Source organism: Jiangella asiatica, from assembly GCF_004349065.1.
Classification (GTDB): domain Bacteria; phylum Actinomycetota; class Actinomycetes; order Jiangellales; family Jiangellaceae; genus Jiangella; species Jiangella asiatica.
This window is the reverse complement of record NZ_SMKZ01000005.1, coordinates 155,313-173,474: the sequence shown is the minus strand read 5'-3', so window position 1 is coordinate 173,474 and position 18,162 is coordinate 155,313. Positions and strand designations below refer to the sequence as shown.

Here is an 18,162-nt window from a genome sequence, read left to right as displayed (position 1 = left end):
TCGGCGTCTCGAGCGGTCCGCTGAACTGCATCGCAGAGCCAGTCGCCGAACGCCGGGAGGGGTGCACTCGAACGTGCGGCTGGCCGGCCCGAGGGTGTTCTTCGAGCGGGGCGAGGGCGCCTGGCTGCACAGCGTCGACGGGCACGACTACGTGGACTATTTGCTGGGGCAGGGGCCGAACTTCCTGGGTCACGCGCCGGCTCGGGTGCTCGAGGCCGTCATCGAGGCATGCCGGAAGGGCATGGTCTACGGCGGCCAGCACGAGCTGGAGGTCGAGGCGTCCGAGGTGGTGTGTGCCGCGCTCGGCTGGCCGGACATGGTCCGATTCGGGGTGTCGGGGACGGAGTCCGTCCAGGCGGCGTTGCGGCTGGCCCGTGCCGCCACCGGGCGGACGAAGGTGATCCGGTTCGAGGGCCACTACCACGGCTGGCTCGACAACATCCTGATGGCGCCGGACGCCGCCGGCGCGTGGGGCGCGGCCAGCGCGGGCCAGTTGACCAACCACCTCGAGGACGTCGTCGTCCTGCCGTGGAATGACGCGGAGCGGGTGGCCGAGGAGTTGCGGCGGGACGGGGAGCGGATCGCCGCCGTCATCATGGAACCGGTCATGATCAACGCCGGGGTCATCGAGCCGCGGCCGGGCTATCTGGAGCGGGTTCGCGAGCTGTGCACCGGTTACGGCGTCGTGCTGATCTTCGACGAGGTGCTCACCGGATTTCGGGTCGGGCTCGGGGGCGCGGCCGGTCGCTACGGCGTCGTTCCCGACCTGGCAACCTACGCCAAGGCGATCGCCGGCGGCTGGCCGGCCTCGGCGCTGGCCGGGCGGGCGGATCTGATGGAGCGGCTCGGCACCGGTGCGGTCAACCATTCCGGGACGTTCAACGGGTCGGTGATGGCGATGGCCGCGGTCAAGGCGAGCGTCGAGACGCTGCGGGACGACCCGCCATACATGGCCGTCGCCGATCACGGTGCGGCCCTGATGGACGGCATCCGCCAGCTGGGCACGGCGCACGGGCTGGCGCTGCGGGTGGCGGGTGTTCCGGCGGCGTTCCACGTGTCGTTCGGTGACGCCGACGTGTACGACTATCGGAGCCTCCAGCTGCTCGACCTGGACCGCTACGAGCGCCTCGCCGACGTGCTGATCGACTGCGGCATCTGGGTCGCGGCGCGCGGCGTCTGGTATGTCTCGGCCAGCCACGGTGAGGCCGAGCTCGACGCGGCGCTGACGCGGTTCGGCAAGGCCCTGACGGAGTGGCGCTGACGTGGCGATGACCACCACCTTCGATCACCTGACCATCCCGGATGTGCTGCGGCACCGGGCCACCGTCGACACCGAGCGGCCGTTCCTGACCTATCGGGACCCGCAGCAGCCGTCGGCCACCCGCACCTGGACCTACGGTGCCTGCGCCACGGAGGTGGCGGCGGTGCGCGACCTGCTGCGCGAGCTGGGCGTCGGCGCCGGTGACCGGGTCGTGCTGCACATGGAGAACTCCGCGGACTTCGTGGTCGCGCTGCTGGCCATCGTCGCCGCCGACGCCGTCGCCGTGCCGACCATCGCGCAGTACACCGCCGACGAGTTCGCGTTCGTTGTCGAGCACAGCGAGTGCGCCGCCATCGTGACCAACCTGCGGCACCAGGCGATGGCCGAGCGGGTGGCCGCCGTCGCGGACGCCCCGCCGCCGGTGATCCGCGGTACGGCCGTCACCAACGGGCGGCGCCGGCTCCGTCCGCCGTCGACCCCGGTCCCCGGCCACGACGGACCGGCCGGCCGCCGCACCGCGCTCATGATGTACACGTCCGGCACCACCGGCCGGCCCAAGGGCGTCATGTTGTCCCATGCGGCCTGCCTGGCCGCCGGCGCGACCACCGGCAACGAGACCGGGCTGCGACCGGACGACCGCTCCTACTGCGTGCTGCCGCTGTTCCACGTCAACGCGATGTGCTTCCAGCTGCTGCCCGCGCTGCTCACCGGGTCGCACCTCGTCGTCGGGCCGGGGTTCAGCGCCCGAGCCTACTGGCCGGTCGTCGCCGAGCACGGGATCACCGTCGGCAACCTCACCGCCGGGCCGCTGCGCATCCTGCTCGGCGCCCGGCCGTCGGCGGCGGAGGCCGCGACACCGATGCGGCTCATGATGTACGCCTTGCCGCTGGACCGCGACGAGATCCACGCGGTGTCGTTCCGGTTCGGCGTCGACGTCTCGATGGGCTGGGGCCTGACGGAGTCCGCGGCGTGCGGCACCCGCACACCGCCCTATCTGGACCCGCGGCACGACTGGCAGTCCATCGGCACGGTCAGCCCTGGCTGGCAGCTGCGGGTGGTGTCCGACGACGGCGACGACGTACGGCCCGGCGCGGTGGGCGAGCTGGTCATCCGCGGACCGTCGACCATGAGCGGCTACTTCAAGGACCCGGCCGCGACGAGCGAGGTGCTCGACGATGACGGCTGGCTGCGCACCGGCGACCTCGGCCGGCTGGACCACGGCTACGTGTTCTTCCACGACCGCAAGAAGGACGTCATCAAGGTGAAGGGCGAGAACGTCGGCGCCGGCGAGGTGGAGCGGGTCCTGCTCGACCACCCGCTGGTCGACGAGTGCGCCGCGATCGGCGTTCCCGACCCGATCCTCGGCGAACGGCTGGTGGTGTTCGTCGTGCCGGTGACGGGTGCGACTGCCGACGCCGAGGACCTGCGGGCTCACTGCGCCGGGAGGTTGGCCGCGTTCAAGGTGCCGTCGGAGGTGATACCCGTCGGTGAGCTGCCGCGCACGTCCATCGGCAAGGTCCGCAAGGCGGAGCTGCGCACCCACGCGGTGGGCTTGCTGGCCGGGCGGGCGCGCGCATGACGGTGACCGGACCGGCGTCTCCAGGTGCGGGCACCGCGGACCGGGCCGCCGCCGACCTGCCCGAGATGTACCGCCGGATGCGCCGGATCAGGCGCTTCGAAGAGCGCGCAAGCGAGCTGTACCGCGCCACCGAGGTGCCCGGCTTCCTGCACCTGTCCATCGGCCAGGAGGCCAGCGCCGTCGGAGCCTGCTGGCCGCTGCGCGACAGCGACGCCATCACGTCCACGCACCGCGGCCACGGCCACTGCCTCGCCAAGGGCCTCGACGCGGCGTCCATGTTCGCCGAGCTCATGGGGCGCGAGAGCGGGACCTGCCGCGGCCGCGGCGGTTCCATGCACATCGCCGACCCAGGCCGTGGCGTCTATGGCGCGAACGGCATCGTCGGCGCCGGCCTGCCGATCGCCGGGGGAGTGGCCACCGCGTTCCGGCTGACCGGGCGCGACGGGGTCGTCGTGGCCTTCTTCGGCGACGGAGCGGTCGCCGCCGGCGCGTTCCACGAGGCGGTCAACCTGGCGGCCGTCTGGGACCTGCCGATCGTCTTCCTGTGCGAGAACAACCACTACGCGGAGTTCTCCCGGGTCGAGGACCAGCATCGCGCCACGCTCGCCGCCCGCGCCGCCGGCTACGGCCTGGGCTACGAGTACGTCGACGGCAACGACGTCGCCGCGGTCGCCGCGCTGATGACGACGGTCGTCGACGGCGTGCGGCACGGCCGCGGCCCGGTGCTCGTCGAGGCCGACACGTACCGCTGGCACGGCCACTACGAGGGCGACCCGGAACGGTACCGGGACGCCGCCGAGCTGTCGCGCTGGCGGTCGCGCGACCCGCTCGAGCTGGCCCGGAACCGGCTGGCGGCGGCCGGCGTGGCCGCGGAGGACGTGGACGACATCGACCGGGAGATCGAGGACGAGCTCGCCGACGCGGTGGCCTTCGCTCGCGCGGCACCGGAACCGGCCGCGTCCACCCTGGCTGACTTCGTGACGGCGCCGCGCCCGGACACCGGACCGGAGGAATCGCTCGTGGCGGGCGGGCGTGGAGCGAACCGGTACCGCGTCATGGATGCCGTGCGGGATGCCCTGGACCAGGAGCTCGCGCTGGACCCGTCGGTCTTCGTCGCCGGCATCGACGTCGCCGCGGGCGGCAACGTGTTCGGGCTCACCCGCGGGCTGGCCGAGGCCTACCCGGGCCGGGTCCGCGACACCCCGATCAGCGAGACGGCGATCGTCGGTGTGGCCGTCGGTGCCGCGATGGCCGGCCTGCGGCCGGTCGTCGAGATCATGTACCTCGACTTCGTCGGCGCCTGCTTCGACCAGCTGCTCAACCAGGCCGCGAAGCTGCGGTTCATGACCGGCGGCCGCGCGCCCATGTCGCTGGTGGTGCGGACGCAGTTCGGCGCGGGCAGGTCGTCGGGCAGCCAGCATTCGCAGAGCCTCGAGGCGCTGCTGGCGCACATCCCGGGCCTGACCGTCGTGATGCCGTCCACCCCAGCGGACACCTACGGTCTGCTGCGCGCCGCAATCCGCGACCCGAACCCCGTCGTCGTCGTGGAGAACCGGCTGCTGTACGGATTGCGCGGAGCGAAACCGCCGCCGGACCACCTCGTGCCGCTCGGCCGCGCCGCGATCCGGCGCGAGGGGACCGACGTGACGTTGGTGTCGTGGTCGCGGATGGTGCACGAGGCGCTGGCCGCTGCCGAGCAGCTGGCGGAGGAGGACGTCAGCGTCGAGGTCGTCGACCTGCGGACCATCGTGCCGCTGGACCGCGCGACCGTGCTCGGGTCGCTCGCGCGGACGAACCGGCTGGTCATCGCGCATGAGGCGGTGCAGGACTTCGGCGTCGGCGCGGAGCTGGCGGCGCTCGCCGTCAGCGATGGGTTCTGGCACCTGGACGCCCCGGTGGTGCGGGTGGCGCCCCCGCCGACACCGGCACCATACGCGCCGTCGCTGGAGCGGGCCTGGCTGCCCGATCGGCACGCGATCGCCGCCGCAATCCGCGAGGTCGTCCGGGTCTGATGCGCCGGTTTCGTTGCCGCGCGGCAACGGCGGACCAAACGTCACTTGACGTTTGAAGCGTTGTCGCGTATCAAAACACTTGTATTGTCCACCGAAACCAAGCCGGGTTCTAGCCCGGGAGGCAGGAGGGCCGAGACATGTCCGTGGGCTTCCGGTCGTTCCTGACAATCGAGGCGGGGTCGTACCTGGGCACGGTGATCGAGCACCTGGATCGCTGGTCACGGTTCAAGGAGATCGACATCCCCGCGGGAGCGCCGGGTCGGTACGTGCTCGACCCGGACGACATCATCACGATCGCCCGGCACCATGAGAGCGGACGCTCGGTGTATCGGTGGCGCCGGCTGCATCCGTTCGCGCGAGGCATGAACGAGATTTGGCGCACCACCATCACCGCGGTCGAGGTCCAGGACGCGCCCGGGTGGCTCTGGACGGAGATCGAGGTCGCCGACGACGAAAGCGACCGTCCGGCGCGGGTTCCGTTCATGTCGGTCCCCTCCGTGCTCCGCGAGTTGCTGGCGGAGCTTCCGTGTCGCGACGGGCTGGTGCCCACGTCGACCAAGCCGACGTGGGTCGGTCCCGACGACCTGCCCGACCTGATGGACTACCTGGCCGACGACACCAGGCTGGGCCCGGTCTACGTCGCCCGGCAGGGTGCTCGCGACGCCGACGGGTTCCACGCCTGGGCGACCGACGTGATGTGGGAGGTCGTCGGGCTGGGCAACGCCTTCCTCCTCGGGGCGTCGGTGGAGCAGGAGTTCAACGACATGGTCGGCGAGCTCCACTCCATTCCCGAGGGCGCCATCCGGACCTATCTGCCGGGCGTGGACCTCGACGACCCACGTGACCCGCGCCGCCACCAGATCCTCGGGTCGGTCCGGATCGACCGGAGCGGTCCCCGCCGGCTGGCCTACATCTTCGGACTCTCGCAGCGAGACCGCGGCATCCTCGCGCTGCTCCCGGCCGAGGCGTGGGAGGTCGAACGTATGCTGTTGGCCGGCGAGGCCGCAGAGTACTACGGCACCGCGCCGGACCTGCGGATCGTGCCGAACGGTGCCCCCCTGAACGGCGCCTCCTCGAACGGCGTCGCGCAAAATGGTGTCACGCCCAACGGTGTCGCGCCGAACGGTGTCTCGCCGAACGGTGTCGCGCCGAACGGCGTCGCGCGGGACGCATCGAAGCTGGTGCCGGACGGAGCGTCCTTCGGTCATGTCGCCGCCGCGGAACCCGTCCCTGCCCGCGGACGCGACGGGGCCGGTCAGCCGGCGAGCATCCTTTCTCGGCGCGGACAGCATCGCCGGCTGGTCGAACTGCTCGAGGAGAACGAGCACCTTCGCGCCGAGGTCGAACGGCTGCAAGGGGCGATGCGCGCCTATCAGCATTCCGACGTGGCCGTGCTGGCTGCTCTGGAGACGCTCGAGGCGGAGGTCAAGTCGCTGCGCCACAGACTCGGCCTGGACGCCACCCGTGGTGCGCCTCAACTCAACGCGTCATGATCACATCGCGACGGGCCGGATCATGCTATAAATGTTGAAGACTATGAGTAGCGTTCCCCTTCCGATTGAGCGGGGAGGTAGTAACCGTCGGGATGGATACGTTGCCATCGGGCGGACGGGTCTGGCACATCGCAACAATGCCCGCTGACAACAAGTTCATTGTTCGACTTGCATTTGAGCCGAGCCGGAGGACAATCACGGGTACTACCCCGATGAAGGTGCCGGCCCGCGCTTTCGATGAAGGCGAGTGAATCGCGTCCCAGACGCAGCGCCTTGTGTGCGGTAGCCCAGCCGGACTTCCCGCCGAGGCGCTTGGCGTGAATGTCGTGATGGCGAGATTCTGGCGTCGAGGGCGCTGACCAACTATCGCAAAGGCCCTTCGAGCTGGCGAGGTGGCTGTGATGACTGACCTACCCGCGAACCCCATGTCGGTCGAGCTGACCGTGACACATCGAATGCTGTGGTGGCAGACCGTCACCGACGACGACATGCCCGAGCATTGGCGGGTCTCGGCCGACGTCTGGGACCTCGACGTCTGTGCGGAGGAGCATCGCCACGTCGCGGACGTCCAGCTGGCGGTGGCGGACCTCAACTGCGATCGCAACCTGCTCGATTCCCTGGAGCCGGGCGAATGGGCACTGGAATTCATCGGCGAGACGGTCGTCGATCTCGCCGATGGAACGCTCGTGCCCGACTTGGACGAGCGGATCAGCGACGGCCCGCCGCGGATGGTGATCGTGTGCTCGTTCGAGTTGGCGAGGCCATGGCGTGGTCACGGCCTGGCCGGCCCGCTGCTCGCGTCGGCGCTGGAACGTTTCTCCAACAATGCCCGGCTCGCCGTGTGCCGGATCTCGCCGGCCGACCTACTCAGTCGCAATCCTGATCGAATGTCGGCAGAGCTCACCTGTCTGCGGCTGGGAACGCTGCTGGAACGGATCGGCTTCTTCTATTGGAACGGCGTCTACGTCGTAGACCTGAAGAACCAGGACCTGATAGACGCGAGTCTGGGACCACTCGAGCGCTGGGGGCCGTACAGCGACGAGAACTCATGAGCGCGCGGCCAAGGCCTCCGGCCAATCCGATGTCGATCGATGTGGCCACGTTGCATCGTCGGCGGTGGTGGCAGACCGGCGACGATCAACTGCCCGAAGAATGGGACGTCTCCGCCGACGTGTCCGACCTCGACGTCTGTCCACCAGGGCTTCGGCACGTCGGTGACCTCGCAGTGGTGGTCGCCGACCTGCGGCGGGAACCGGTGCTTCTCGATGCCGCCGTCCTGGGTGCCTGGGCGTCGGACTTCATCGAGTCGGTCGTCGCCGATCCGCGGGACGGCCGGCTCCGGCCCGATCTAGACGATCGGATCGGCGCCGGGCCACCGCGCATCGTGATCGTCCGGCACGGGGCGCTGGTCGATGCCTGGCGCGGACACGGTCTCGCGCGGCCGCTTCTGGCCAACGCACTGGGCTTCTTCGCCCTCATGGCACGGCTGGCGGTCTGCCACGTCGGGCAGCCCGGCCCGGGCCCTACGCGGGAGGCGTCTGCGGCCACCGACCGGGCTCGGCTGACGGCACTGCTGGACGACGTCGGTTTCCGGCCGTGGACGGACGACATCTACGTCGCCGACCTGCGCGGCGCGGACCTGGTCGCCGCCCGGGAAGAAGCGCCGCGACACCGTGAGCGGTGACGGCGCGCCCGGTTGCCCTTCCTCTACCTCAGCCGGCGTCCGGGACCGCGTTCACCTCGGTGAGCTGGGCCGACAGCGTCCAGAGCCGCGCGGCCTCGTCCGGGTCGAGCGCGTAGTGGCGGACGCCTCGGGCGGTGTCACCTGAACCGGAGGCTGGCTCGGCGATGTCGCAGTCCTCCAGGTACAGCCCGCCCAGGCCGGCCAGCCGCGGCGACGTGGCGGCCCAGACCTGCGTGGCGGCGCCCTGCTCCGGGGTCTTGAACGTCGGGTTCAGCGGGTTGCCGTCCTCGTCGATCCAACCGGCCGCGACCATCTCCTCCTTGGGCAGGTGCCGCTGCAACGGTGTCAGGATGCCGCCGGGATGCAGCGAGAACGCGCGCACGCGCGCGTCGCGGCCGAGCTGGTCCAGCCGGACCGCGAACAGCACGTTCGCGGTCTTGGCCTGGCCGTAGGCCGTCCACTTGTCGTAACCGTTCTCGAACTGGACGTCGTCCCAGCGGATGGGGGAGCGGTGGTGGCCGCGGGAGGATACCGACACGACGCGGGCGCCGTCGCCGGCGACCAGGGCCGGCCAGAGCCGGTTGATCAGCGCGAAGTGGCCGAGGTGGTTGGTGGCGAACTGGGCCTCCCAGCCGGGGCCGAGGCGGGTCTCCGGGCACGCCATGATGCCGGCGTTGTTGATCGCGATGTCGATGCCGCGACCGGAGGCGAGGAACCGGTCGACGAAGCCGCGCACGCTGTCGAGGTCGCCGAGGTCCAGCTGATCCACCTCGACGTCGTCCATGCCGGCCAGGGCCTCGCGGGCGATGTCGGGTCGCCGGGCCGGCACGACGACGTGCGCGCCGGCTCCGCTGAGTGCCCGGGTGGTCTCGAGTCCGAGACCCGAGTACCCGCCGGTGACCACCGCCAGCTTGCCGGACAGATCGATGCCGTCCAGGACCTGCGCGGCGGTGGTGTCGGCCCTGAAACCGGAGCCGATGGAGTGCTGAAGCGTTGTCATGGCGGCGACGCTACGAACTGGAGTGCGCTCGAAGTCAACTCGGCACGCCATGCGACGTCCGGGCCGGCCAGTAGTGCGCGTGGGTCCGTCTCCAGGGCGGCGGCGAGCGCGTAGAGCGTGGTGAGGGTGATGTTGCGTCGGCCGCGTTCCACGCCGCCGACGAACCTGCCGCGGTAGCCCATCCGCGCGTCGACCTGGCGCTGCGTGAGGTCGAGGTGGGTGCGGCGGGCGAGGACGGCCGCGCCGAAGCCGGCGAGGAACTGCTCTCTGCGGTCGTCGAGCTCATCGCGCTCGGCCGCGTTCTGGGGCGTCGGCATCCCATCACGGTCTGGGTGCGACGGCGAAAAGTCGACAAAGTGTGAACATCCCGACATGGCGCCGGTTGGCTCAGAGCAGGTCCCCCGGCGGCACGCCCAAGGCCTTGGCCAGGCGGTGGATGTTGATGAGCGCGACGTTGCGCTCGCCGCGCTCGATGGAGCCCACGTACGTGCGGTGCAGGTCGGCCCGGTCGGCCAACTCCTCCTGGCTCAGCCCCAGCTCCTTGCGGAGCTCGCGGACGCGGCGACCGAATGCGCTGAGTGCGACGCGCTCGTCATCCGGGGCCGTGGGCACCCATCTACGCTGTAGGCCGCCGGCGAGATGATCTACAGACGATGAGTAGCATCCGGACTGTTGTTCAGCGCCCGTCCAGCCGACTCTCCGGCGGTTGGGACAGTTCGGGCGGCTCGTGGTCGGGCAGCAGATCGGCGAGGGGGCGGCCCAGCGCGGTCGCGATGAGGTGCAGGGTGAACAGCGACGGCGTCTTCTCGGCGTTCTCGAGCTGGCCGACGTAGGTGCGGTCGAGCCTCGCCTGGAGCGCGAGCTCCTCCTGGCTCACGAACCGGCCAGGGTCGCAACGCAACGCCTCCAGGTGGCTGCCGAAGGCTCTGCGCAGGCTCCGCCGGTACGCGCGACTCGGGGGCACCCTCTCCACGATCATGGTTTGAACACGATGAGGCGACCGACTATACGTGCCATCCTCGCGACGGAGCTGTCGCATCCGACGCCCGGCGAGGAGACTGGCGTCATGGTGAGTCGCGCACAGGTGCTCGCGTACCGCGCCGCCGCGCACGGCCTGACGCCGGCACGCGGGGCGGACGCCGTCCTCGACGTCGGGGCGCAGGACCACCCGACGGGGACCACGGCGCAGCTCGCGATCGAGCTGCGTGGCGCCGGTGGCGACGACACCGTCCTGGTGCACTCCGTCCGGGCGGCGACGCACCTGCACCGGCCCGCGGATCTCGGCCTGCTGGCGGCGGCGCTGCGTGTCGACGACGCCACCGACTTCGCCAAGCAGGCGATCGGCCCGTTCGGGCGGGACGTCGGCGATCGTTTCGGTGCCGGCACGGACGAGGTGGCGGCCGCCATGGTCGACGTGATGTCCGACGGGCACCCGCGCACCAAGGGCGAGCTGTCCGGCGCGGTCTCGCCCCGCGTCGCTCGCGAGTTCGTGCCCTGGTGCGCCGGCTGCGGCGTCCACCACGTCCAGGACGCGCTGTTCCGCCACGCGACCCTGCAGGCCGGACTGACCATCGAGGTCGAGTCGTCGCGGCTGTTCCGGTTCCTGCCGCCGATGGGGCCCGGCCCCGGCGGGATGCCCGTCGACGCGGCGCGGGCCGAGCTGGTCCGGCGGTTCGTCCACGCGGCCGGGCCGGTGCGTCCGGCCGATCTGGCCGTCTGGCTGAGCCTGGCGCCGTCGGCGGCGAAAAGCTGGTGGTCGCTGGTCGAGGACGAGCTGCGGCCGGTGACGGTCGCCGGCCACACGGGCTGGGCGCTGGCCGCCGACGCCGAGCTCCTGGACGACCCGCCGGAGCCGCCGTGGCTGCGGTTGCTCGGGCCGTACGACCCGCTGACCGAGGTCGCCGATCGTGAGCTGCTGGCGCCCGACCCCGGTCACCGTCGCCGGGTGTGGGCGCCGGCCGGCAACCCGGGCATCGTCCTGCGCGACGGCGGGCTCGCCGGCACCTGGCGGCGGCGCAGCACCAAGGGTCGCCTGGACATCACCGTGGCTCCGTTCGCCGGCCTGCCGTCGGACTGGGTCGACGCCGTGGGTGCGGATGCCGGGACGATCGCGCGCTTCTTCGGCGCGTCCGACGTCCGCCTCGAGCTCGCCTCCTGACCAGGACACGCCGGGCCGGGGCGGGCCCGGACGTAGCGGACGAACGATCGGTCGTGCACAATGGGAGCGTCGATCAGATCCGACTGGTCGGAACGAGGTCGCAGGGGAAGGCGTCCCTCGAACCGCAGGAGGATCCGGTGACGACTCGTGGCGTCCTGTACGTCCACGCCGCTACGTCGGCGCTGTGCCCACACATCGAGTGGGCAGTGGCCGGCGCTCTTGGCGTGCGTGTGAAGCTCGATTGGAGCCCGCAGCCCGCCTCGCCCGGAACGTACCGGGCGGAGTTCTCGTGGCAGGGTGCCGCGGGAACCGGCGCCAAGCTGGCCTCCGCGCTGCGCGGGTGGCTCCACCTTCGCTTCGAGGTCACCGAGGAGCCCAGCGCCGGCTGCGAAGGCGCCCGCTACTCCTACACGCCGAGCCTCGGCGTCTTCCATGCCGTCACCGGCGTCCACGGCGACATCATGATCCCCGAGGACCGCATCAAGACCGCCGTTCTGAAGGCCTCGACGGGCGAGGTCGACCTCGAGGAGGAGATGCGCCGGCTGCTCGGCGCGCCATGGGACGAGGAGCTCGAACCGTTCCGCTACGCCGGCGACGGAGCCCCCGTCCGCTGGCTTCACCAAGTCGTCTGACCGGGTCGCGGCGCGGGTGGGAGGGATGCAAAGAATTTCTCGTCGACAGGGCCTTCACAATCGGCGAAGTCGCCGGTATGGTCACGGACTAGTAACGCACCCACAGACGTGGCCGCTCCGGCATCGGTGGTTGTCCCCGGCCCGGTGACCGGGAAATACAGCGGCCTCACCACGTGCGAGCGCCCCGAACCGTTTTGGTTCGGGGCGCTCCTCGTTGTTCTCACGAATAGCCCAAATGTTGCCTTTCTGCTGCATCCGTGGGTGCGCGGACCCCGGAATGATCACGTTCAGCACGAGATCTCGTGTCACACCATGCTCGCAATCATGGTGAGGCTCGGGGGATCCTGCTGAACGTGATCATTTCGAGGCCAGGGTGTGAGACTGCTGCGGTTGACCGGACGACGGGGGACAGCGAGGCCACACTCGGTGCCGCAGCGATCCCGCGCCGTTCCAGCCGTTGCGGCAACCCTCCGCGGGCCGCCTTGTGGTCGCCGGGTCCACGGGCCCAGCGCTTCCCGGGCCAGAAGCCGGGTCGTCGCGGCTTCTGACGTGGCCGGCCGGATCATGGCGCCGTCTGCACCGGCATCGCGATCCGAACGGCACCGGCCCACGGATGCATCGAAAGATCCCGAATGTTGCCCGTCCCGGAGATCCTCGCCGTTGGCGTTCGACCGCCTTTGCGCTGGCCGCACTCTACGCACCGCCCGCATCGCAGGCCAGAACCGCGCGTGAGCCGTCGATCGACGCTCAGAGCGCGATCTGGCACGCGAACCTCCCGCATCCGCGCCAGCGGCGCGCGACGGGCGGCCGGGCTCTGGTGCCGGCGGGCTGGGTGGTGCGCATATGCGGCCAGTGCGAAGCGCACCGACCCACCCGCGGCGGCGGCGCGTGATGGTTCGGCGGACGGGGTTGAACCCGTGTCTACAGCGGGATGTTGCCGTGCGAGCCGCGGCGTGCGGGCGCCTCCGCGATCGCCCGGGCCAGCGCCGAGCGGGTCCGCGCCGGCGAGATGATCTCGTCGACGACGCCGATCTCGATGGCGCGGTCGAGGCTGCCGGTGATGCGCTGGTGTTCCTCGGCCAGTTCCGCCTCGACCTGCGGCCGCAGGTCGGGGGAGACCTCGGCGAGCTTGCGCCGGTGCAGGATGCGCACGGCGGCCACCGCGCCCATGACCGCGACCTCGGCGGTCGGCCAGGCGAAGACCCGGGTGGCGCCGAGCGCGCGCGAGTTCATCGCGATGTACGCGCCGCCGTAGACCTTGCGCGTCACGACGGTCACCCGCGGCACGGTGGCCTCGGCGAACGCGTGCAGCAGCTTCGCGCCGCGGCGGACGACGCCGTCCCACTCCTGGCCGACGCCGGGCAGGTAGCCGGGCACGTCGACGATGACGAGCAGCGGGACGCCGAACGCGTCGCACATGCGCACGAAGCGCGCGGCCTTCTCCGCCGACACGGAGTCCAGGCAGCCGCCCAGACGCAGCGGGTTGTTCGCGATGACGCCGACAGTGCGCCCGCCGAAGCGGCCGAGCGTCGTCGTGATGTTCGGAGCCCAGCGTGGGTGCAGCTCGACGCGGTCGCCGGCATCGAGCAGGTCGGTGACGATCGGGTGCACGTCGTAGGCGCGCTTCGGCGACTCGGGCAGGTGCGCGCCGAGGTCGACGTCCTCGACCGGGCCCAGCTCGCCCTGGTCCGCCAGCAGCGACCCCAGGATCCGGGCCTGGTCCAGCGCCTCGCGCTCGGTGCTCGTGACGACGTGCACGACGCCGGAACGCCGGCCGTGCGGCTCCGGGCCGCCCAGCCGCAGCATGTCGACGTCCTCGCCGGTGACCGAGCGGACGACCTCCGGGCCGGTGACGAAGACCCGGCCTTCCGGTCCCATGATCACGATGTCGGTGAGCGCCGGACCGTACGCGCCGCCGCCGGCGGCCGGGCCGAGCACCACGGACAGCTGCGGGACGCGGCCGGACGCACGGGTCATGACCTCGAAGATCTGCCCGACGGCGTGCAGTGACAGCACGCCCTCGGCGAGCCGGGCGCCGCCGGAGTGCCACAGGCCGATGATCGGGACACCCTCGGTTAGTGCTCGCTCGTACGCCTCGACCACGACGCGGCAGCCGTCGATGCCCATGGCGCCGCCCATGACCGTTGCGTCGGAGCTGAACGCCACGACGCGGGCACCGTGCACGGTGCCGACAGCGGCCAGCATGCCGCTGCGGTCGTCCGGGCTGATCAGCTCGAGCGAACCCGGGTCGAGCAGAGCGGCGAGCCGGTGGTTCGGGTTGCGCGGGTCCTCTTCGCGCGGTGGCTTCGCCGGCTTGCCGGGTGCTGTCGCGACGTCCTTGGGGCGGTCGGCCAGAGCGGTCATCAGGCCCTCCTGAAGGCGAGAACGACGTTGTGCCCGCCGAACCCGAACGAGTCGTTCAGGGCGGCCAGCGGACCGTCGTCGAGTTTCCGCGGGGTGCTGCGGACGATGTCGAGGTTGATGTCGTCGTCCACGTCATCAACGTTCGCCGTGGGTGGTACGAGGCCGTGGTGCAGGGTGAGCACCGTGGCCAGGGACTCGACGGCGCCGGCGCCGCCGAGCAGGTGGCCGATCATCGACTTTGGGGCGGTGACCGGGATGGACGGAGTGCGGTCGCCGAACACCGCGTTGAGCGCCACCGACTCAGCCACGTCGCCGACCGGCGTGGAGGTGGCGTGGCAGTTGACGTGGCCGATCTCGTCCGGCGTCAGCTCGCCGTCGGCCAGCGCCTTGCGGATCGCCGCGATGACGCCGGCGCCCGTCGGCTCTGGCTGTGCGATGTGGTGCGCGTCGGCGCTCATGCCGGCGCCGGAGAGCTCCGCGTACACCCTCGCCCCGCGGGCCTCGGCGTGCTCGGCGGACTCCAGCACCATCAGCGCGCCACCCTCACCGAGGACGAAGCCGTCGCGGTTCTTGTCGAACGGCCGGCTCACGACGGCGGGGTCGTCGTCGCGCTTGGACAGCGCCATCATGTTGGCGAACGCGGCGATCGGCAGCGGGTGGATGACGGCCTCCGCGCCACCGGCGACGACGACGTCGGCTCGCCCGGCGCGGATCATGTCCAGCCCGTTCGCGATCGCCTCGGCTCCGGACGAGCACGCGCTGACCGGAGTGTGTGCGCCGGCCCTCGCCTGCAGCTCGATGGAGACGTTGGCGGCCGGGCTGTTGGGCATCAGCATCGGGATGGCCAGCGGTGAGACGCGCCGCGGCCCGGAGTCACGCAGTTGGTCGTAGTTGGACAGCAGGGTGGTGAGGCCACCGATGCCGGAGGCGCACACGACGCCCACCCGCTCCGGGTCGAGCCCGGCCTCGGACGTTTTGCCGGAGTAGCCCGCGTCGGCCCAGGCTTGCCGGGCACAGATGATGGCGAACTGGGCGGCCCGGTCCAGCCGGCGCGCCTCGACTCGCGGTAGGACCTCGGAGGGGTCGACGGCGGCCGGCGCACCGATCTGCACCGGCATGTCGGCGACCCACTCCTGGGTCAGCTTGCGCACGCCGGAGCGGCCGGCGAGCAACGACTCCCAGGTCGACGCAACATCGCCCCCGACGGGCGTGGTGGCGCCGAGCCCGGTGACGACAACTCGTGCCTGGGAACGCGACATGATGCTACGAACCTGCCTTCTCGATGAACGTGACGGCGTCGCCGACGGTGGCCAGGTTCTTGACCTCCTCGTCGGGGATCTTCACGCCGAACTTCTCTTCGGCCGCGACGACCACCTCGACCATCGACAGCGAGTCGATGTCCAGGTCGTCGGTGAAGGACTTGTCGAGCTGGACGTCCTCGGCGGGTACGCCGGTGATCTCGTTGACGATCTCGGCAAGACCCTCGCGGATCTCCTCGGTGCTGGCCATGTCGTTTCGGTTCCCCTCGGTTCTGGTTGGCAGTGCAGGTCGTGACCGACTCGGTGGTCGGTGACGATCGTAGGTCGCCGCACGTCGTCGGGCGGCGACGATCACGGGATCCGGATCACCTGGGCGGCGTACACCAACCCGGCCCCGAATCCGATGATCAGCGCGAAGTCGCCGCTCTGTGCCTCGCCGGTCTCGAGCATCCGCTCGATGGCCAGCGGGATGGAGGCGGCCGAGGTGTTGCCCTGGGTGGCGATGTCGCGCGCGATGGCGACCCGCTCGGGCAGCTTCAGCTGGCGTGCCATGGCGTCGGTGATGCGCATGTTGGCCTGGTGCGGCACGAACACATCGAGGTCGTCGACGGTGACCCCGGCGGCGTCCAGCGCCTGCTGAGCGGCCTTGGCCATCTCGTAGGACGCCCACCGGAAGACCTGGTTGCCCTGCATGACCAAATGCGGCATGGCCGGACCGGCCTCGTTGTGCAGCGCGTCGCGCCAGTCCTCCCGCTGCCGGATGAGGTCGAGGTGCTCGCCGTCGGAGCCCCAGACGACCGGGCCGATGCCGCCGTCGTCGGGACTGGCCGCCGGGCCCACCACGGCCGCGCCGGCGCCGTCGGCGAACAGGAACGCCGTGGACCGGTCGGTCTGGTCGGTCAGGTCGGAGAGCCGCTCGACGCCGATGACCAGCACGTGCCCGGCGGTGCCGGCGCGGACCATGTCCGAGGCCAGCGACAGGCCGTAGCAGAAGCCGGCGCAGGCTGCGGAGATGTCGAACGCGGCGGCCTGGTTGGTGCCGAGCTTGTGGGCGATCTCCGCCGCCGCGGACGGCGTCTGGTACAGGTGCGTGACCGTCGAGACGATGACGCAGTCGAGCTGGGCCGGCTGCACGCCGGCGTCGGCCAGCGCCTTGCCCGCGGCGGCCAGGCTCATGGAGACCACGGTCTCCTCGTCGGTGGCCCAGCGCCGGCTCTCGATGCCCGAGCGGGTGCGAATCCACTCGTCGGACGAGTCGATCTGCTCGATGACCTCGGCGTTGGTGATGACCCGGCTGGGGCGGTACCCGCCGATGCCGAGGATGCGGCTGGCCCGGGGCTCCGCCACCGGCTGGATGGTGATTCCACTCATGATCACGCCACCGCCTCTGGGTGCAGCCGGACCAAGGGCTGGCCCGGGGCGACCGGGTCGCCGTCCTCGACCAGCCACTCGATGACCGTGCCCCCGTGCCCGGCCGTGACCTCCAGCGCGTCGCGCAGCGAGGTCACCGTGCCGACGGCGTCGCCGGCGGCCAGCTGGTCGCCGACCTTGGCGCCGGTGCCGGTGAACGTCCCCTTCATGGGCGCGACGACGAGCCGCCAGGTCGGGCTGGTGGTGAGCTGGCTGGGCTGGCCGTGCCGCTCGACGAACGCACGGGCGTCGTCGAGCTGGTCCGGGGTCTTGAGCGCGAACGTCTCCACCCCCGGCAACGCACGCATGGCCAGGCCGACGAGCGTGCCGGCCGGCGGGACCTCGAGGACCCCGGTGACGCCCAGGTCGGCCATCGTCTGCATGCACAGGTCCCAGCGGACCGGATTGGACACCTGGTCGACCATGCGGTCGAGCACGTCGCGCCCGTCGTGCACCACGCGGCCGTCGCGGTTGGACAGCAGCAGTGTGCGCGGGTCGTGCGTGCTGATGGACTGCGCGAGGTGGCGCAGCCTCTTCACGGCCGACGCCATGTGCGTCGTGTGGAATGCGCCTGCCACCGACAGCGAGCGCAGCCGGGCGCCGGCCGGCGGGCCGGCGGCGAGCGCCTCCAGCTGGGCGATCGTGCCGGCGGCGACAACCTGACCGGCACCATTGACGTTGGCGGGGGTGAGCCCGTGCTTGGTCAGCGTGGCCAGGACGTCGTCGGCGTCGCCGCCCAGGACGGCGGTCATCCCGGTGGGAGCCTTGGCGGCGGCGTCGGCCATGCGGCGGCCGCGCTCCCGGACGAAGACCATGGCCTGCTCGGCGGTGATGGCGCGCGCGCCGGCGGCCGCGGTGATCTCGCCGACGCTGTGCCCGGCCACCGCGCCGACGGTCGTGAACGCGTCGGCCGGGTGTGGGAACAGGGCGAGCGCGGCGACCAGGCCGGAGGCGACCAGCAGCGGCTGCGCCACCGCGGTGTCGCGGATCGTGTCGGCGTCGGCCTCGGTGCCGTAGTGCGCCAGATCGAGGCCGGCGACGGCGGACAACCAGTCGATGCGGGCGGCGAAGGACGCCTCCTCGAGCCACGGGGCGAGGAAGCCGGGCGTCTGGGAGCCCTGGCCGGGGGCGACAATGACGAGCACCCTTCAAGCCTGGCCGTTACCAGGTCGTAGAAGGGGTCGGCTCCAGTCACAAGGTCGTCCCACTAACTTTGGGGGTTTCCTACAACGAGCGTTACCCACTGAATGACCACGTCAATACTGGGTAACGTCGCCGCACCGCCGACGCATGCCTGGTGGCGCGAGCAA

The 18,162-nt window shown here is 71.2% G+C and carries 17 protein-coding genes; 8 read left to right on the top strand and 9 right to left on the bottom strand.

The features are described from left to right. Positions 1–61: 61 nt before the first annotated feature. From E1269_RS05980 to E1269_RS05955, 6 genes are all read left to right on the top strand, one after another. Positions 62–1,261, top strand: a complete 1,200-nt coding sequence (locus E1269_RS05980; protein ID WP_203432982.1) for an aspartate aminotransferase family protein — start codon at positions 62–64, stop codon at positions 1,259–1,261. Between the two features lie 7 nt (positions 1,262–1,268). Beyond that, on the top strand, positions 1,269–2,840 hold the full coding sequence (locus tag E1269_RS05975; protein WP_239000798.1) for a class I adenylate-forming enzyme family protein: 1,572 nt from the start codon (positions 1,269–1,271) through the stop codon (positions 2,838–2,840). Continuing rightward, positions 2,837–4,852, top strand: coding sequence for an alpha-ketoacid dehydrogenase subunit alpha/beta (locus E1269_RS05970; RefSeq protein WP_131892368.1), 2,016 nt, complete (start codon positions 2,837–2,839; stop codon positions 4,850–4,852). The genes E1269_RS05975 and E1269_RS05970 overlap by 4 nt, the downstream gene beginning before the upstream one ends. A 137-nt stretch (positions 4,853–4,989) precedes the next feature. Continuing rightward, complete coding sequence (locus E1269_RS05965; protein WP_131892366.1) at positions 4,990–6,345, top strand: hypothetical protein; 1,356 nt, start codon at positions 4,990–4,992, stop codon at positions 6,343–6,345. 425 nt (positions 6,346–6,770) lie between these two features. Further along, the gene (locus E1269_RS05960) at positions 6,771–7,397 is read left to right on the top strand and encodes a hypothetical protein (RefSeq protein WP_131892364.1); all 627 of its coding nucleotides are present in this window, start codon (positions 6,771–6,773) and stop codon (positions 7,395–7,397) included. 29 nt (positions 7,398–7,426) lie between these two features. Next, entirely contained in the window at positions 7,427–8,029 is a 603-nt protein-coding gene (locus tag E1269_RS05955; protein ID WP_131892362.1) for a hypothetical protein, read from the top strand. Between the two features lie 28 nt (positions 8,030–8,057). On the opposite strand, the gene E1269_RS05950 is transcribed toward E1269_RS05955, so the two are convergent. From E1269_RS05950 to E1269_RS05935, 4 genes are all read right to left on the bottom strand, one after another. Next, on the bottom strand, positions 8,058–9,029 hold the full coding sequence (locus E1269_RS05950) for an SDR family NAD(P)-dependent oxidoreductase (RefSeq protein WP_131892360.1): 972 nt from the start codon (positions 9,027–9,029) through the stop codon (positions 8,058–8,060). Then, on the bottom strand, positions 9,026–9,346 hold the full coding sequence (locus tag E1269_RS05945; protein ID WP_131892358.1) for a helix-turn-helix domain-containing protein: 321 nt from the start codon (positions 9,344–9,346) through the stop codon (positions 9,026–9,028). Before E1269_RS05945 ends, E1269_RS05950 begins: the two co-directional genes overlap by 4 nt. 70 nt (positions 9,347–9,416) lie before the next feature. Continuing rightward, on the bottom strand, positions 9,417–9,641 hold the full coding sequence (locus E1269_RS05940) for a helix-turn-helix domain-containing protein (RefSeq protein ID WP_131892356.1): 225 nt from the start codon (positions 9,639–9,641) through the stop codon (positions 9,417–9,419). A gap of 64 nt (positions 9,642–9,705) precedes the next feature. Further along, a complete protein-coding gene (locus E1269_RS05935) occupies positions 9,706–9,993 on the bottom strand; it encodes a helix-turn-helix domain-containing protein (protein ID WP_203432981.1) in 288 nt (95 codons plus the stop codon). 102 nt (positions 9,994–10,095) lie between these two features. Here E1269_RS05935 and E1269_RS05930 point away from each other — a divergent pair, with 102 nt between their 5' ends. Next, on the top strand, positions 10,096–11,187 hold the full coding sequence (locus E1269_RS05930) for a DNA glycosylase AlkZ-like family protein (RefSeq protein ID WP_162606249.1): 1,092 nt from the start codon (positions 10,096–10,098) through the stop codon (positions 11,185–11,187). A gap of 137 nt (positions 11,188–11,324) precedes the next feature. Then, positions 11,325–11,819, top strand: coding sequence for a DUF3145 domain-containing protein (locus tag E1269_RS05925; protein ID WP_131892350.1), 495 nt, complete (start codon positions 11,325–11,327; stop codon positions 11,817–11,819). Between the two features lie 921 nt (positions 11,820–12,740). Here E1269_RS05925 and E1269_RS05920 read toward each other — a convergent pair. From E1269_RS05920 to E1269_RS05900, 5 genes are all read right to left on the bottom strand, one after another. Continuing rightward, positions 12,741–14,183 (bottom strand): acyl-CoA carboxylase subunit beta, encoded by a 1,443-nt coding sequence (locus E1269_RS05920; RefSeq protein WP_131892348.1) that lies wholly within the window; start codon positions 14,181–14,183, stop codon positions 12,741–12,743. Further along, positions 14,183–15,442, bottom strand: a complete 1,260-nt coding sequence (gene fabF, locus E1269_RS05915) for a beta-ketoacyl-ACP synthase II (protein WP_131892346.1) — start codon at positions 15,440–15,442, stop codon at positions 14,183–14,185. The genes E1269_RS05920 and fabF overlap by 1 nt, the downstream gene beginning before the upstream one ends. Positions 15,443–15,446: 4 nt before the next feature. After that, positions 15,447–15,692, bottom strand: coding sequence for an acyl carrier protein (locus tag E1269_RS05910; RefSeq protein WP_111255345.1), 246 nt, complete (start codon positions 15,690–15,692; stop codon positions 15,447–15,449). Between the two features lie 101 nt (positions 15,693–15,793). Continuing rightward, positions 15,794–16,813 carry a beta-ketoacyl-ACP synthase III gene (locus E1269_RS05905; protein ID WP_131892344.1) on the bottom strand — a complete coding sequence of 340 codons (1,020 nt, stop codon included), beginning with the start codon at positions 16,811–16,813 and terminating at the stop codon, positions 15,794–15,796. A 2-nt stretch (positions 16,814–16,815) separates the two neighbouring features. Next, the gene (locus E1269_RS05900; RefSeq protein ID WP_131892342.1) at positions 16,816–17,997 is read right to left on the bottom strand and encodes an acyltransferase domain-containing protein; all 1,182 of its coding nucleotides are present in this window, start codon (positions 17,995–17,997) and stop codon (positions 16,816–16,818) included. Between the last annotated feature and the right edge of the window lie 165 nt (positions 17,998–18,162).